Consider the following 14,988-nt stretch of genomic DNA (forward strand, 5'->3'; position numbering starts at 1 on the left):
CCTCACGCCAGCTGGGTGACCTCACGCCGGAAGGGTACGACGTCGTTCGAAGGCAGCACGGCGTCGAACTCCTCGGCCGCGCGCCGACCGGACCACACCGCGGCGGCGATCGTGCCCGGGGCCCAGGCGTCACCGACACCGCGCACGGAGGCGATCTCGCCCGCGTCGCGGCGTGCGACCAGCTCGAGATAGAGCTCCTCGCGGGGCAGTCGCGCGGTCACCATGACGACCGCGTCGCACGTGAGCTCGCGCTCCACGCCGGCGTAGACGTCGCGGACCCGGACCCCTCCGACGCCGACGCTCGTCACGGCGTGGTCGGTGATCCGGGCGATGCCGCTCTCGATCAGGCGGCGCTGGATCCGGTTCACCTCGAAGGTGTTGTTGGTCCACGACGACACCTGGGCGCCGGGGGTGACGATCGAGACGTCGTAGCCCCTCTGGGCGAGCAGCTCGGCGAGCACACCACCCATGTAGTAGTGGTCGTCGTCGTAGACCACGACGCTCCTGCCGTCGGGCAGCCGGCCGGCGAACAGGTCGTCCGGGCCGAGCACCTGGGCGCCCTCGGTGATCGGCAGCGCCGTCGTGTGGAAGCGGGCGACGCCGTCGGTGCGCCAGGTGGCACCCGTCGCCGTGACCACGTGCTCGAAGCCGAACTCGACGATGTCGTCGGCCGTCATCGGGCTCTCGCGGTAGATCTCGACGTTGGGCAGCTCGGCCAGGGCCGCCTCGCGGTACTCCTTGACCCGGCCCCAGGCGGACAGCCCGGGCAGTGCCGACTCCTGGGTGACGCGCCCGCCGAGGTCGCGCGACGCCTCGGCGAGGACGACGTCGTAGCCGCGGACGCCGAGCGCCCGCGCCGCCTCCAGGCCGGAGGGACCCGCGCCGACGACGAGGATCCGCGCGTCACTCTCCTTGGCGCGGACCCGCTCCGGGTGCCAGCCCCGGCGCCACTCCTCCCCCATGCTCGGGTTCTGGGTGCACCGGATCGGCGACATGGTCAGGTCGCCCGAGACGCAGATGTTGCAGCCGATGCACTCGCGGATCAGCTCGAGCCGGCCGTCGCGGATCTTGTTCGGGAGGAAGGGGTCCGCGATCGACGGGCGGGCCGCGCCGATCAGGTCGAGGATGCCCGCCTTGATCTGGCGCACCATGGCGTCCGGAGAGGTGAACCGGCCGACGCCGACCACCGGCTTGGTGGTGAGCTTCTTCAGCCCGGCGACGAACTCCTCCTGTCGACCCTCGGGCGCGAACCGGGAGGTGACCGAGTCGCCCTCCCAGCTGCCCATCGCGAAGTCCCAGAGGTCGGGGAGCTCGCCGAGCTCGCGGAGCACGCCCTCGATGTCCTCGCGGGTGATGCCGCCGTCGATCTCCTCCTCCACGGTGATCCGGCAGGCCACCGCGGCGCGCCCGGCGACCTCGTCGAGGGTGTCCTCCAGCAGCTCCTTGAGCAGGCGCATCCGGTTCTCCAGCGAGCCGCCGTACTCGTCCGTGCGCTGGTTGTAGCGCCGCGAGAGGAAGTGGTGGACACCGCTGTAGCCGTGAGCGCCGTAGACGTAGATGACGTCGTAGCCCGCCTCGAGCGAGCGGCGTACGGCGTTGCGGTGCCAGCGCCGCAGGTCGGCGATGTCCTGCGTGGTCATCGCCCGGGCCTGGATCGGCGCGATCGTGTCGGGCGCGACCGGGAGGTGTCCGGGCCCCAGCGGGGTCTCGCGGCTGAGCTGGTTGGGGGCGTTCATGCCGTTGTGCGCCAGCTCGATGCCGGCCAGGCCACCGCCCTCGTGGATCGCGTCGGCGATCCGCTTGAGGGCGGGCAGGTCCTGGTCGTCCCAGATCCGCAGCTCGATGAACGGCGCGATGTCGGACGTCGCGTGGATCTCCACCTGCTCGGTGCAGACCACCGACCAGCCGCCCTCGGCCTTGATCTTGCGCATCGCCGCCTGGGCGCTGGGGTCGCGATAGCCCATGCCGTTGCAGTGCGGCACCTGGTAGAAGCGGTTCTTCGTGGTGAGCGGCCCGATCTGCACCGGCTCGAAGAGGATGTCGTAGGGCGCAGCCACGGGGGTCTGCTCGGTCATCGGGTGGGCTCCTCGGCGGTGGCGGGCGGGGTGGCGGGCGGGGCGGTGGGGACGGGGGCGCCGACGGCGCCGCGGACCCGGGCGCCGCGGACGTAGCCCACGGCGCAGAGGGCGAGCAGGCAGGCGAGGGTGCCGAGCGTGAAGACCTCGAAGGTCGTCTGGCTCACGCCCCAGATGTCCCGGAAGGGATAGGCCTGCCCGAAGAGCCGCTCGAGCGTCCCGGGGAAGACGGCGACCCAGGAGCCGAGCAGCACCCAGGCGAAGGCGGTCCAGCCCAGGGCGGCGAAGCCGGCGTCGGACACCGGGACGCGGAAGGGCCGGTGCCGCTCGGGATAGCGGGTGCGCAGGCGGATCGCGGCGGGGATCACGAGCAGGTAGCTGAGCAGGAAGGTCGAGATCGAAATGGTCAGCACGACCCCGAACACCGAGGCGCCGGAGCCGGTGACCTGCATCGCGACGAGCATGAAGGTCGTGGACACGACGCCGGAGAGCAGGTTGACGCGCACCGGCGTGCCGAGCCCGGCGTGGAAGCGGCCGAAGAAGCCGCCGAAGAACGACCCGTCCGCCGCGGTCATCGCCTGCATGCGGTCGGAGATGATCATCCAGGCCGCGCCCTGGCTCATCAGGATGTAGACGAAGACGAAGGCGGTCAGCGTGAGCAGTGCGTCCGCCGCGCCGCCGTACACGGAGTAGACGGTGCCAACGGCGTCGAGCAGCCCGCCGATGCCGGTGATGTCCTCGGTCGGGACGACCAGCAGGATCGCGAAGATCGGCAGCAGGTAGCACGCCGCCGCGGTCGCGCAGGAGCGGAAGATCGAGACCGGTACGTCGCGCGCGGGGTTCTCCATCTCGCCGGCCGCGCTGTTGGACGACTCGAAGCCCAGGTAGGCGAAGAGCAGGATCGGCACGGAGCCGAACAGGCCGAGCAGGGACGGGCTGAAGTCGCCGGGGCTGATGCCCACGACACCGTTCTTCACGGCGTAGATCGCGGTGGTGAGGACGAAGAAGACCAGCAGCCCGATCTTGAGCAGGGCTCCGCTCGTGGGCAGCCACTTGCCCTTCTGCAGGCTGACGATCGCCGCGAGCACGGTGACCCAGATGAAGACGATCTTGAACAGGTAGTCGCCGAAGGAGCCGTGCTCGAGCGGGGTGATGTAGCTGCTGATCGTCTCGGCGGCCAGGAACGCCATCGAGCCGCCGACCCAGACGGGCTGGGTGATCCAGGTCAGGATCGCGGCGACCGCGCCGGCCGGACGGCCGAAGGCGTCGCGCACCCAGGTGTAGGCGCCGCCCTCCTCGCTGAACGCGGCCCCGGTCTCGGCGAAGATCAGGCCGTAGGGCACCAGGAAGAACACGGCGAGCACGAGCGCCCAGGTGAACGCCTCCGCGCCGTACAGCGAGACCTGCCCGAGGGTCTCGAGGCCGACGACCGCGGCGATCATCAAGAAGACGATGTCGAAGCGCCGCAGCGTCTTGTGCAGCAGCGCGTGCTGCTCGGCGGCGAGCTCGGTGGGTTGGTTGGTCTGCGTCATGGTGGTCCCTAGGCGGTCGAGTGGTCCTGCGGGGGTCAGTGGTTGATCCAGACGGTCTTGAGACCGACGTACTTGTCGAGCGCGTGCAGCGACAGGTCGCGGCCGAAGCCGGACCCCTTGAAGCCGCCGAAGGGCGTCCAGGCGCTGAAGGCGTCGACCCCGTTGACGGTCACCGTCCCCGCGTGGATCCGCTCGGCCAGCCGGTGGGCGCGGCTCAGGCTGCCGGTCGCCACGGACGCGGCGAGACCGTAGGCGGTGTCGTTGGCCAGGGCGACCGCCTGATCCTCGGTGTCGAACGGCGTGATCGCCAGGACCGGCCCGAACACCTCCTCGCGGGCGAGGGCGGACTCCGGGTCCACGCCGTCGAACACGGTCGGCTGCACATAGCAGTCGCTCCCGTCGCGGGTCACCCGCTCTCCGCCGGTGACCAGGCGGGCTCCGGCGGCGCGGGCGCCGTCGACGTACGCCATGATCCGGTCGGTCTGCTCGGCGGAGACGATCGCGCCCATGCCGGCGGCCGGGTCGAGCGGGTCGCCTGGCGCGTACGCCGCCGCCTCGGCCGCGACGAGCGCCACGAGCTCCTCGTGGACCTCGCGCTGGACGAGGACCCGGGAGTGCGCCGAGCACACGGCGCCCTGGTTGAACCAGATGCCGAAGGCGGTCTGCTTCGCGGTCGCGGCCAGGTCCTCGGCGTCGGCGAAGACCAGGTGCGGGCTCTTTCCACCGCACTCGAGCCAGACCTGCTTGAGGTTCGACTGTCCGGCGTACTGCAGGAAGTAGGCGCCGACCTCGGTCGAGCCGGTGAAGGCGAGGACGTCGACGTCGGGGTGCAGGCCCAGGGCGCGGCCGGTGGTCTCGCCCAGCCCGGGGACGACGTTGAGTACGCCGTCCGGGATCCCCGCCTCGGCGGCCAGCTCGGCGATCCGCAGCGCCGAGGACGGCGACTGCTCGGCGGGCTTGAGCACCACGCTGTTGCCCGCGGCCATGGCCGGCGCGACCTTCCAGGCGAGCATGTCGACGGGGTAGTTCCACGGCACGACGGCGCCGACGACGCCGAGCGGGACGCGCCGGACCAGGCCGAGGGTCCCGGGCGGGGTGGGCGCGACCTCGTCGTTGATCTTGTCGATCGCCTCGGCGTAGTAGCGGAAGAGGCCCACCGAGAAGGGCAGGTCGAGCTCGTGGGCGTCGACCACCCGCTTGCCCATGTCGAGGGAGTCGAGCACGGCCAGCTCGGCGGCGTGCTCGGCGAGGAGGTCGGCGAAGCGCAGCATCCGCTCGCGGCGCAGGGCCACCCCCGCGCGGCTCCAGACGCCGGAGTCGAAGCTCGCCCGGGCCGCGCGGACGGCCGCGTCCACTCCCTCCGCGCCGGCGTCGGCGACCTCGCCGAGAAGGGCACCCGTCGCGGGGTTGCGGTTCTCGAAGGTCGCGGCGCCGATCTCGACGTGCTTCCCGCCGATGAACGGACGGGTGGGGAGGACGACCTCGGCGGCCGCGGCTCGCCAGTCCTGGTGGGTGCGCACAGGCAGATCCTTTCTTTGCGCTTCGGCGCAAATATGACCCGAGTCACCTGGCCCTGTCAACGACCGGTCGCGCACCAGGCCCGGGCGCTACGGTGGTGGCCATGGCACGACGCAAGGACCAGGCAGCGCGACGCGAACACCTCATCGCCGCGACCCTGACGGTGATCGCGCGGCACGGGCTGAACGGCGTGACGATGAAGAACATCGCCGAGGAGGCGGGCATCTCCCCGCGCCTCGTCGCGTACTACTACCCGGAGCTGGACGGGCTGGTGGAGGCCGCCCACCAGGCCGCGACGGACCGCTACTACTGGTCGCGACACCAGGTCGTCGAGGGCGAGCTCTCCCCCGTCGAGAAGCTGGGACGGCTCATGTACTCCGGGCTTCCCCGCGGCGAGGACCTGCTCCTGAGCCAAGTGCTCGACGAGATCTCCGTGAGTGCCAGCCGGAGCCCGATGCACGCCACCTTGATGACCTTGCTCTTCGACCGCGAGGTCTCGCTGTACACGGCGGTGCTCGAGGTCGGCCGCGCGACCCAGGTCTTCACCCTGGCCGACTCCGCGGAGGCCATCGCCCGGAACTTCGTCGCCCTCGAGGACGCCTTCGGCCTCCACCTGCTGGCCCACAACTCGTCCCTCAGCCTGGAGCAGGCGGAGGCCCAGCTGGCCAGCTATGCCTGGGCGGCGACGGGAGTCCGGGTCCTGCCGACCGACCCGAATCTGCCGTCACCGGCAAAGAACCAGGCCTAGCGCACGCCCCACGAGTAGGTCTGCTTGCGCAGCTTGAGGTAGACGAGGGTCTCGGTGGTCATCACGCCGGGGATGGTGCGGATCCGGCGGGAGATGATCTCGAGCAGGTGCTCGTCGGTCTCGCAGACGACCTCCGCGAGGAGGTCGTAGGACCCGGCGGTGATGACGACGTAGTCGACCTCCTTCACCTCCGCGAGCGCATCCGCGATCGGCTCGAGCTCGCCCGTCGCACGGATGCCGATCATCGCCTGGCGCGCGAAGCCGATCTCGGTGGGGTCGGTGACCGCCACGACCTGCATGACCCCGCTGTCGACGAGACGCTGGACCCGCTGGCGCACCGCGGCCTCCGAGAGGCCCACGGCCTTGCCGATGGCGGCGTACGAGCGTCGGCCGTCCTCTTGGAGCTCGGCGATGATCGCCTTCGAGACGTCGTCGAGGGGCGGCGGCTTCGGCTTGGACACAGGGCGATCCTCACAGCAGCGCCGGCCTCGTGCAACAGCCGAATACGGAATCCGTTGCAATCTCGTGAAATCGCTTCGGAATCGCTTGTCATGTGACGGGGGTCATGCCACGATCTGCTGGTTCCGGTTCTGGGGAGGTGGCATTTCGTGGTCGATGTCCGGCTGAGTCGCAGGTCCGCGCTGCGCGGCGGCGCAGGGGTCCTGCTCGGTGGTGCCAGTCTCGGCGTCCTCCCCCTCTTCGGCACGCCGGACCGCAAGCAGGACCCCGGGGCGTGCCGCGCGGACGACGTGTCGGCCTCCGACCCGAGGCTGGTCGTCTCGAACTGGCCCGGCTACATCGACGAGGACGACGGCGACTACGTCTCGACGCTCACCGAGTTCGAGCAGCGCACCGGCATCCGGGTCAGCTACACCGCCGACGTCAACGACAACCTGGAGTTCTTCGCCAAGGTCGTCAACCAGCTCGGGTCCTGCCAGCCGTCGAAGCGCGACCTGTTCATGCTGACGGACTGGATGGCGGCGCGGATGATCCAGGTCGGATGGATCCAGCCGCTCGACAAGGCGAAGGTGCCGAACCTGCACGCCAACCTCATCGACTCCCTGCAAGGCGTCGGCTGGGACCCCGAGCGCGCCTACTCGGCTCCCTGGCAGAGCGGCCTGACCGGGATCGCGTACAACAAGGCGAAGGTCGAGGAGGTGCGCTCGGTCGAGGAGCTGCTGTCGCGGCCCGACCTGAAGGGACGCATCTCCCTGCTGACCGAGATGCGCGACACGATGGGGCTCCTCATGCTCGCCCAGGGCAGTGATCCGGCCGACTTCGACCAGGACGACTGGGACAACGCGATCGACCGGCTGCGCAAGGCGCGCAGCGACGGCCAGGTCCGCGCGTTCACCGGCAACGAGTACATCCAGGACCTCTCCGCGGGCAACATCCTCGCCTGCGAGGCCTGGTCGGGTGACGTCGCCGCAGCCGAGGACGAGAACCTCGTGTTCGTCGCTCCCGAGGAGGGCCAGATGATCTGGTCCGACAACATGCTCGTGCCCAACCTCGCCAGCCACCAGGGCAACGCCGAGGAGTGGATCAACTACTACTACGAGCCCGAGGTGGCCGCGAAGCTCGCCGCCTATGTCTGGTACATCTGCCCGGTCAAGGGCGCCCAGGAGGCGATGGAGAAGGTCGACCCCAGCCTCGTCGAGAACCAGCTGATCTTCCCGTCTGCCGAGTCGCTGAAGACGATGCACTCGTTCATGGCACTCGAGGAGTTCCAGATCCGCGCCTACGAAGGAGATTTCGCCGATGTCATTGGCGGCTGACCGCGCGACCGCACCCCGGGACCTCCGGCTCACGGCGCTCACCAAGGAGTTCTCGACCTTCACGGCCGTGCGCTCCCTCGACCTCGAGGTCCCCGCCGGGACGTTCTTCGCCCTGCTCGGACCGTCCGGCTGCGGGAAGACCACCACCCTGCGGATGGTGGCGGGTCTGGAGACGCCGACGTCCGGCGGGATCCACCTGGGCGACGACGAGATCACCTACGAGAAGCCGTACCGGCGTCCGGTCAACACGGTCTTCCAGAACTATGCGCTCTTCCCCCACCTCGACATCCACGAGAACGTCGCCTTCGGCCTGCGCCGCCGCAAGGTGAAGGACGTCGACCAGCAGGTGAAGGAGATGCTCGCCCTGGTCGAGCTCGACGCGCAGGCTCGGAAGAAGCCCACCCAGATGTCCGGCGGCCAGCAGCAGCGGGTCGCCCTCGCTCGGGCGCTGATCAACCGACCCGAGGTGCTGCTGCTCGACGAGCCGCTCGGCGCCCTCGACCTCAAGCTGCGCCGCTCGATGCAGATCGAGCTCAAGCGGATCCAGACCGAGGTCGGCCTCACCTTCGTGCACGTCACGCACGACCAGGAGGAGGCGATGACGATGGCCGACACGATCGCGGTGATGAACGGCGGCGTCATCGAGCAGATGGGCTCCCCCGCCGAGCTCTACGAGAACCCGCGCACCACCTTCGTCGCCAACTTCCTCGGCCAGTCGAACCTCATCCCGGGCTCGGTGCAGAGTGCCGAGGGCGACGTCGTCCGGGTCGACATGCACGGCACCCAGGTCTCGATCCCGGCCGACCGTGCCCATGTCCGGGGCGGCGACGGCTGGGTCGGCATCCGGCCCGAGAAGGTCCTCATCGCGCCGGCCGGCGAGCCGATCGACGCCCCGGGCAACCACATGTCGGGCGGGATCATCACCGACGTCAGCTTCTTCGGCGTGAGCACGCAGTACCTCGTGCGGATGCCCTGGGGCCAGGAACTCCTCTCCTTCGAGCAGAACACCGGTCGTCGTACCGTCCTGGCGAGGGGCACCAAGGTCGACGTGTCGTGGCGGCCGGAGTTCGCCTTCCTGCTGCCGGCGAGCCAGGACGTCAACGCCGGCGTCGTCGAGGAGGCCTGATGCGTGGGGGTCGCTTCACGGGCTACTGGCTGATGCTGCCGGCGGGCCTGTGGCTCGCGCTGTTCTTCGTCATCCCGTTCTACTCGCTGCTCGCGACCAGCCTGTTCGACCCGGAGGGATCGGTCCTCACCGGCTACGACGTCACCTACCGGTTGGCGAACTTCGCCGACGCGCTCGAGCAGTTCTGGGAGCCCCTCGTCCGGTCGCTGTGGTACGCCGCCGTCGCGACCGCGATCTGCCTGGTGCTGGGCTATGTCCTCGCCTACGCCATCGCGTTCAAGGCCGGCAGGTGGCGCACCCTCCTCCTGGTGCTGGTGATCGCCCCGTTCTTCACCAGCTTCCTGGTCCGGACGCTGTCGTGGAAGCTGATCCTGGCCGACGACGGGTTCGTGGTGGACACCCTGCAGTTCCTGCACCTGCTCGGCGACGACGGCCGGCTGCTCGCGACGCCCGTCGCGGTCATCGCCGGCCTGGTCTACAACTTCCTGCCGTTCATGGTCCTGCCGCTGTACGCGAGCCTCGAGAAGATCGACGGGCGCCTGGTGGAGGCGGCGGGCGACCTCTACGCCTCGCCGGCCCGCGGCTTCCTCAAGGTGACCCTGCCACTGTCCAAGCCGGGCGTCGTCGCGGGCACGCTGCTGACGTTCATCCCGGCGGCGGGCGACTACATCAACGCCGCGCTGCTCGGCAGCCCCAACCAGCGCATGGTCGGCAATGTCATCCAGAACCTGTTCACCAGCACCGGCGACTACGCGGCCGCCGGGGCGCTCTCGGTGATCCTGATGGCCATCATCGTCGCGATGGTCATGGTCTACATCCGCACGGCCGGGACGGAGGAGCTGGTATGAGCGGGCTGCAGCGGGCCGGACGGTGGGTCGGCGAGCACCTGGTGCTGGCGGCCGGACTGCTCGTCCTGGTCTACATGTTCGTGCCGATCGCCGTCGTGATGCTGATGAGCTTCAACGACAACAGCGAGTCGCGCAACGTCTACGCCTTCCAGGACTTCACCTGGAGCAACTGGGCCAACCCGTGCAAGCCCGACGGGATGTGCGACGCGGTCCTGCGCAGCATCGAGATCGGCCTGCTCGCCACCCTCGTGGCCACGATCCTCGGCAGCCTGGCCGCCTTCGCGCTCGTCCGCCACGACTTCGCCGGGCGCTCGGTCGCCAACACGGTCATCTTCCTGCCCATGGCCTCGCCGGAGATCGTGATGGGCTCCTCGCTGCTCGCCCTGTTCGTCGCGGGCGGCTTCGGCGGCCGGCTGGGCTTCGTGACGATCTTCATCGCCCACGTGATGTTCTGCCTGTCGTTCGTCATCGTGACGGTCAAGGCCCGGCTCGCCGGGCTCGACCAGAACCTCGAGCAGGCCGCGATGGACCTCTACGCCAGCGAGTGGACGACGTTCTGGCGGGTCACCTTCCCGCTGGTCTTCCCCGGTGTCGCCGCCGCCGCCCTGCTGAGCTTCTCGCTGTCCTTCGACGACTTCATCATCACCAACCTCAACGCCGGCCAGACCGTCACCTTCCCCATGTTCGTCTGGGGCGTGGCGCAGCGCGGCATCCCGATGCAGGTCAACGTGGTCGGCACCGTCATGTTCCTCATCTCCCTGACCCTGGTCCTCGGCAACATGCTCGTGACCCGCAGGAAGGTCGCGGTCGGACGTTGAGTCGTCACTTCTGACCCGTCGAGTCGTCAGTTCTGACCCCTCGACTCGTCACTTCGCGCCACTTGACGGTCGACCATTCAACGGGTCGGAACCGACGACTCAGAGGGTCAGTAGTGACGACTCAACGCCGATGGCTACAGCAGGGTGGCGGCCTCGGTGAGGACCGCGCGGAGCTTCTGCTCGATCTCGTCGAAGTGGCCCTGGTCGCAGATCAGCGGCGGGGAGAGCTGGACGACCGGGTCGCCGCGGTCGTCGGCGCGGCAGTAGAGACCGGCGTCGTAGAGCGCCTTGGAGAGGAAGCCGCGCAGCAGGCGCTCCGACTCGTCCTCGTCGAAGGTCTCCTTGGTCGCCTTGTCCTTGACCAGCTCGATGCCGTAGAAGAAGCCGTCGCCGCGGACGTCGCCGACGATCGGCAGGTCGAGCAGCTTCTCCAGCGTGCCGCGGAAGGCGCCCTCGCGCTCGCGCACGCCCTCGAGCACCTTCTCCTCCTCGAAGATCTCGAAGTTCTTCAGCGCGACGGCGGTGGAGACCGGGTGGCCGCCGAAGGTGTAGCCGTGCAGGAAGGTCTCGGTGCCGTGGGCGAAGGGCTCGTAGATCCGGTCGCTGGCGATCATCGCGCCGAGCGGGGCATAGCCCGAGGTGATGCCCTTGGCGGAGGTGATGATGTCGGGCTGGTAGCCGTAGCGCTCGGCGCCGAACATGTACCCCAGCCGCCCGTAGGCGCAGATGACCTCGTCCGAGACCAGCAGTACGTCGTACTGGTCGCAGATCTCGCGCACGCGCTGGAAGTAGCCCGGCGGGGGCGGGAAGCAGCCGCCGGCGTTCTGCACCGGCTCCAGGAACACGGCGGCGACCGTCTCGGGCCCCTCGTTCTCGATGGCGACCGCGATCTGGTCCGCGGCCCAGCGGCCGAAGGCCTCAGGGTCGGAGCCGTCGAGGAAGCCGCCGGTGATCTCCTCGGCCCGGTAGGCGTTGGTGTTGGGCACCCGGAAGGTCGAGGGCACCAGTGGCTCGAACTGCGCCTTGAGCCCGGGCAGCCCGGTGATGGACAGCGCGCCCTGGGTGGTGCCGTGGTAGGCGATGGCCCGGCTGATCACCTTGTGCTTCATCGGCTTGCCGACGAGCTTGAAGTAGTTCTTGGCGAGCTTCCACGCCGACTCGACGGCCTCGCCGCCCCCGGAGGTGAAGAACACCCGGTTGAGGTCGCCGGGCGCGTGGCTCGCGATCTTCGCGGCCAGCTCGATCGCCGTCGGGTGGGCATAGGACCACAGCGGGAAGAAGGCGAGCTCGGAGGCCTGCTTCGCGGCGGCCTCGGCCAGCTCGGTGCGGCCGTGGCCCAGCTGGCTCACGAAGAGCCCGCCGAGGGCGTCGAGGTACTTGCGGCCGTGGGCGTCCCACACGTAGGCGCCGTCACCGCGGACGATGACCGGCACCTCCGCGGTGTCGTACGACGACATGCGGGTGAAGTGCATCCACAGGTGATCCCGCGCTGACTGCTGGAGGGCGGCGTGCGCCTTTTCGTCTACCACCACCCCATCTTGACGCCCGAGCCGGGTTTCGGCAAGCGAATCAGTGGCCGATCTGCCGACAAGCGACGGATTTCGTTGCGTCAACCCTTCCGCGCCACGAGCTTGCTGGCTACGCTCGCCAGCCATGACCACCCTGCGCAACTTCATCGACGGCGCGTCCGTCGACGCCGCCTCCGGCGCCACGTACGACGTCGTCAACCCCGCCACCGGACAGGCCTACGCGACGGCGCCCGCCAGCGGCGCCGAGGACGTCGACCGCGCGATGCGCGCCGCGGCGGCCGCCTTCGAGACGTGGGGCGAGACCACGCCGAAGCAGCGGCAGGAGGCGCTGCTGCGCATCGCCCAGGCGATGGAGGACCGCGCCGATGAGTTCGTCCGCGTCGAGTGCGAGAACACCGGCAAGCCGGTCGCGCTGACCGCCGAGGAGGAGCTGCCTCCGAGCGTCGACGAGCTCCGCTTCTTCGCCGGCGCCGCCCGGGTGCTGGAGGGACGCAGCGCGGGCGAGTACCTCGAGGACCACACGTCGTGGATCCGGCGCGAGCCGATCGGCGTGGTGGCCCAGGTGACGCCGTGGAACTACCCGCTGATGATGGCGATCTGGAAGGTGGCGCCTGCCTTGGCCGCGGGCAACACGATCGTGCTCAAGCCCAGCGACACGACGCCCGCCAGCACTGCGCTGCTCGCCGAGGTGGCCGCCGAGTTCCTCCCGCCGGGCGTGCTCAACGTCGTCTGCGGAGACCGTACGACGGGACGCGCGCTGGTCGAGCACCGGACGCCGCAGATGGTCGCGATCACCGGCTCCGTGCGCGCGGGCATGGAGGTCGCGGGCTCCGCCGCCGCCGACCTCAAGCGGGTCCACCTCGAGCTCGGCGGCAAGGCGCCGGTCGTCGTGTTCGACGACGCGGACGTCGCCGCGGCGGCCGAGGCGATCGCCGCGGCCGGGTACTTCAACGCGGGCCAGGACTGCACCGCGGCCACCAGGGTCCTGGCCGCCGAGGGGGTCCACGACGACCTGGTGGCCGCGCTCGCCGAGCAGGCGCGCGCCACGCGGACCGGGCTGCCCGACGACCCGGGCGTCGCGTACGGCGCCCTCAACAACCCCGACCAGCTCGCCCGGGTCGCTGGCATGGTCGACCGGCTTCCGGACCACGCGCGGATCGAGGCCGGCGGCACCCGCCCGAGCGTGGCCGGCGGCGAGGGCGGCTACTTCTACGACGCCACCGTGGTCTCGGGCCTGCGGCAGGACGACGAGGCCGTGCAGCAGGAGATCTTCGGCCCCGTCATCACCGTGCAGCGCTTCGCCGACGAGGCGGAGGCGGTGCGCAGTGCCAACGACGTGGCCTACGGGCTCTCCTCGAGCGTCTGGACCAAGGACCACGCGCGAGCGCTGCGGATGTCGCGCCGGCTCGACTTCGGCGTGGTGTGGATCAACACCCACATCCCGTTCGTCTCGGAGATGCCGCACGGGGGCTTCAAGCACTCCGGCTACGGCAAGGACCTGTCCCTGTACGGGCTCGAGGACTACACGCGCATCAAGCACGTCATGTCGTACACCGGCGCGTGAGCGGCGTGTCTCCCCGAGAGGCCCATGCCCGCGCGGACGCGGCGGCGCCGCGGGTGCTGTGGCTCGACACCCCGGCCCGCCCCGAGCCGCGCCCGCCGGTGGGTGACGCGGACGTCGACCTGCTCGTCGTGGGCGGGGGCTTCACGGGCCTGTGGACCGCGGTGCGCGCCCTCGAGCGCGAGCCCGGCCGGTCGGTCCTGGTCGTCGAGCGCGACCGCGTCGCCGAGCACGCCACCGGCCGCAACGGGGGCTTCTGTGAGGCCAGCCTGACCCATGGCGAGGCCAACGGGCGCGAGCGCTGGCCCGACGAGTACGACCAGCTGGAGCGGATGGGCCTGGCCAATCTCGACGAGATCGAGGCGACCGTGCGGCGCTACGGCATCGACTGCGACCTGCGCCGCACCGGCCAGCTCGCGGTCGCCACCCGGCCGCACGAGGTCGACCTGCTCGAGCCCGCGGAGCCCGGATTCCTCGACGCGGCGGCGGTGCGACGGCTGGTGGACTCCCCCACCTATCTGGCCGGCCGGCTCGACGCGGAGGGCTGCGCGATGGTCGACCCGGCCCGGCTGGCGTGGGGCCTGGCCGAGACCGCCGAGTCGCTGGGCGCGCGGATCGCGGAGGACACCGCGGTCCTGCGGATGCGGCGCCGCGGCGACCGCATGGAGGTCACGACGGCGCACGGCGTCGTCCGTGCGCGCCAGGTCGTGCTGGCCACGAACGTGTTCACCTCGTTGCTGCGGCGCATGCGGACCCGGGTCGTCCCGGTCTACGACCACGTCCTCGCGACCGAGCCGCTCACCGCCGAGCAGCTCGCGGCGGTCGGCTGGGAGACCCGCAGTGGGCTCGCCGACGTCGGCAACCTGTTCCACTACTACCGGCTCACCGCGGACGACCGGATCCTGTGGGGCGGCTACGACGCCGTGTACCACTTCGGCAAGGGCATCGACCCCGCGTACGAGCAGCGCCCGGCGACCCACCGGGTGCTGGCCGAGCACTTCTACGCGACCTTCCCGCAGCTCGCGGACGTGCGCTTCAGCCACCGGTGGGGCGGGGTGATCGACACGTGCACCCGCTTCTGCGCCTTCTTCGGTACGGCGCACGGCGGTCGCGCGGCGTACGCCACCGGGTTCACGGGCCTCGGGGTGGGCGCGTCCCGGTTCGCCGCCGACGTGATGCTCGACCTGCTCTCGGGCGAGCAGACCGAGCGGACCCGGCTCGCGATGGTTCGCGAGTCGCCCCTTCCCTTCCCGCCGGAGCCCTTCGCATGGGCCGGCATCCAGCTCACCCGCTGGGCGTCGGAGCGCGCCGACCGGACCGGGCGCCGCAACCTCTGGCTGCGCACCCTGGACCGGCTGGGGCTGGGCTTCGACTCCTGAGGGCGGAAGGTAAAGGTTGGTCCGATCGGCGCGCGCGCCGTGCCGACGCGTCGTAGCGTCCCCGCCGAAGGGGGAATCT

At 70.3% G+C, this 14,988-nt stretch carries 12 protein-coding genes; 7 read left to right on the forward strand and 5 right to left on the reverse strand.

Features of this window, described 5'->3' with window-relative positions:
- Positions 1 to 2 precede the first annotated feature (2 nt).
- From ACJ5H2_RS12555 to ACJ5H2_RS12565, 3 genes are read right to left on the reverse strand one after another with little or no spacing between them, the layout of a single operon-like run.
- The gene (locus ACJ5H2_RS12555) at positions 3 to 2,075 is read right to left on the reverse strand and encodes an FAD-dependent oxidoreductase (protein WP_408895736.1); all 2,073 of its coding nucleotides are present in this window, start codon (positions 2,073 to 2,075) and stop codon (positions 3 to 5) included.
- Positions 2,072 to 3,607, reverse strand: a complete 1,536-nt coding sequence (locus ACJ5H2_RS12560) for an APC family permease (RefSeq protein WP_408895737.1) — start codon at positions 3,605 to 3,607, stop codon at positions 2,072 to 2,074. The genes ACJ5H2_RS12555 and ACJ5H2_RS12560 overlap by 4 nt, the downstream gene beginning before the upstream one ends.
- 35 nt (positions 3,608 to 3,642) lie before the next feature.
- Positions 3,643 to 5,127 (reverse strand): aldehyde dehydrogenase family protein, encoded by a 1,485-nt coding sequence (locus ACJ5H2_RS12565; protein WP_408895738.1) that lies wholly within the window; start codon positions 5,125 to 5,127, stop codon positions 3,643 to 3,645.
- A 101-nt stretch (positions 5,128 to 5,228) separates the two neighbouring features.
- Here ACJ5H2_RS12565 and ACJ5H2_RS12570 point away from each other — a divergent pair, with 101 nt between their 5' ends.
- The gene (locus ACJ5H2_RS12570; RefSeq protein ID WP_408895739.1) at positions 5,229 to 5,873 is read left to right on the forward strand and encodes a TetR/AcrR family transcriptional regulator; all 645 of its coding nucleotides are present in this window, start codon (positions 5,229 to 5,231) and stop codon (positions 5,871 to 5,873) included.
- Here the strand turns inward: ACJ5H2_RS12570 and ACJ5H2_RS12575 are convergent.
- Positions 5,870 to 6,334 carry an Lrp/AsnC family transcriptional regulator gene (locus ACJ5H2_RS12575; protein WP_408895740.1) on the reverse strand — a complete coding sequence of 155 codons (465 nt, stop codon included), beginning with the start codon at positions 6,332 to 6,334 and terminating at the stop codon, positions 5,870 to 5,872. The two genes, ACJ5H2_RS12570 and ACJ5H2_RS12575, sit on opposite strands and share 4 nt — an antisense overlap.
- Before the next feature lie 147 nt (positions 6,335 to 6,481).
- Between ACJ5H2_RS12575 and ACJ5H2_RS12580 the strand changes: the two genes are divergently transcribed.
- Genes ACJ5H2_RS12580 through ACJ5H2_RS12595 form a run of 4 tightly spaced genes read left to right on the forward strand, consistent with a single transcriptional unit; the run spans position 6,482 to position 10,440 of the window.
- Positions 6,482 to 7,648, forward strand: a complete 1,167-nt coding sequence (locus tag ACJ5H2_RS12580) for a spermidine/putrescine ABC transporter substrate-binding protein (RefSeq protein ID WP_408895741.1) — start codon at positions 6,482 to 6,484, stop codon at positions 7,646 to 7,648.
- On the forward strand, positions 7,632 to 8,774 hold the full coding sequence (locus ACJ5H2_RS12585) for an ABC transporter ATP-binding protein (RefSeq protein ID WP_408895742.1): 1,143 nt from the start codon (positions 7,632 to 7,634) through the stop codon (positions 8,772 to 8,774). The genes ACJ5H2_RS12580 and ACJ5H2_RS12585 overlap by 17 nt, the downstream gene beginning before the upstream one ends.
- Entirely contained in the window at positions 8,774 to 9,622 is an 849-nt protein-coding gene (locus tag ACJ5H2_RS12590) for an ABC transporter permease (protein WP_408895743.1), read from the forward strand. Before ACJ5H2_RS12585 ends, ACJ5H2_RS12590 begins: the two co-directional genes overlap by 1 nt.
- Positions 9,619 to 10,440: an ABC transporter permease gene (locus ACJ5H2_RS12595; RefSeq protein WP_408895744.1), complete on the forward strand. Its 822-nt coding sequence runs from the start codon at positions 9,619 to 9,621 to the stop codon at positions 10,438 to 10,440. Before ACJ5H2_RS12590 ends, ACJ5H2_RS12595 begins: the two co-directional genes overlap by 4 nt.
- Before the next feature lie 134 nt (positions 10,441 to 10,574).
- Here the strand turns inward: ACJ5H2_RS12595 and ACJ5H2_RS12600 are convergent, their stop codons facing one another.
- Positions 10,575 to 11,969: an aspartate aminotransferase family protein gene (locus ACJ5H2_RS12600; RefSeq protein ID WP_408895745.1), complete on the reverse strand. Its 1,395-nt coding sequence runs from the start codon at positions 11,967 to 11,969 to the stop codon at positions 10,575 to 10,577.
- 124 nt (positions 11,970 to 12,093) lie between these two features.
- Here ACJ5H2_RS12600 and ACJ5H2_RS12605 point away from each other — a divergent pair, with 124 nt between their 5' ends.
- Positions 12,094 to 13,533: an aminobutyraldehyde dehydrogenase gene (locus ACJ5H2_RS12605; protein ID WP_408895746.1), complete on the forward strand. Its 1,440-nt coding sequence runs from the start codon at positions 12,094 to 12,096 to the stop codon at positions 13,531 to 13,533.
- 5 nt (positions 13,534 to 13,538) lie between these two features.
- Positions 13,539 to 14,909, forward strand: a complete 1,371-nt coding sequence (locus ACJ5H2_RS12610; RefSeq protein ID WP_408895747.1) for an NAD(P)/FAD-dependent oxidoreductase — start codon at positions 13,539 to 13,541, stop codon at positions 14,907 to 14,909.
- Positions 14,910 to 14,988: the final 79 nt, after the last annotated feature.

Source organism: Nocardioides pymetrozini (genome assembly GCF_046058985.1).
GTDB lineage: Bacteria > Actinomycetota > Actinomycetes > Propionibacteriales > Nocardioidaceae > Nocardioides.

Coding starts and splice junctions, on each gene's coding strand:
- ACJ5H2_RS12585 (WP_408895742.1), top strand. CDS start 7,632: ATGTCATTGGCGGCTGACCGCGCGACCGCACCCCGGGACCTCCGGCTC.
- ACJ5H2_RS12605 (WP_408895746.1), top strand. CDS start 12,094: ATGACCACCCTGCGCAACTTCATCGACGGCGCGTCCGTCGACGCCGCC.
- ACJ5H2_RS12560 (WP_408895737.1), bottom strand. CDS start 3,607: ATGACGCAGACCAACCAACCCACCGAGCTCGCCGCCGAGCAGCACGCG.
- ACJ5H2_RS12590 (WP_408895743.1), top strand. CDS start 8,774: ATGCGTGGGGGTCGCTTCACGGGCTACTGGCTGATGCTGCCGGCGGGC.
- ACJ5H2_RS12555 (WP_408895736.1), bottom strand. CDS start 2,075: ATGACCGAGCAGACCCCCGTGGCTGCGCCCTACGACATCCTCTTCGAG.
- ACJ5H2_RS12595 (WP_408895744.1), top strand. CDS start 9,619: ATGAGCGGGCTGCAGCGGGCCGGACGGTGGGTCGGCGAGCACCTGGTG.
- ACJ5H2_RS12570 (WP_408895739.1), top strand. CDS start 5,229: ATGGCACGACGCAAGGACCAGGCAGCGCGACGCGAACACCTCATCGCC.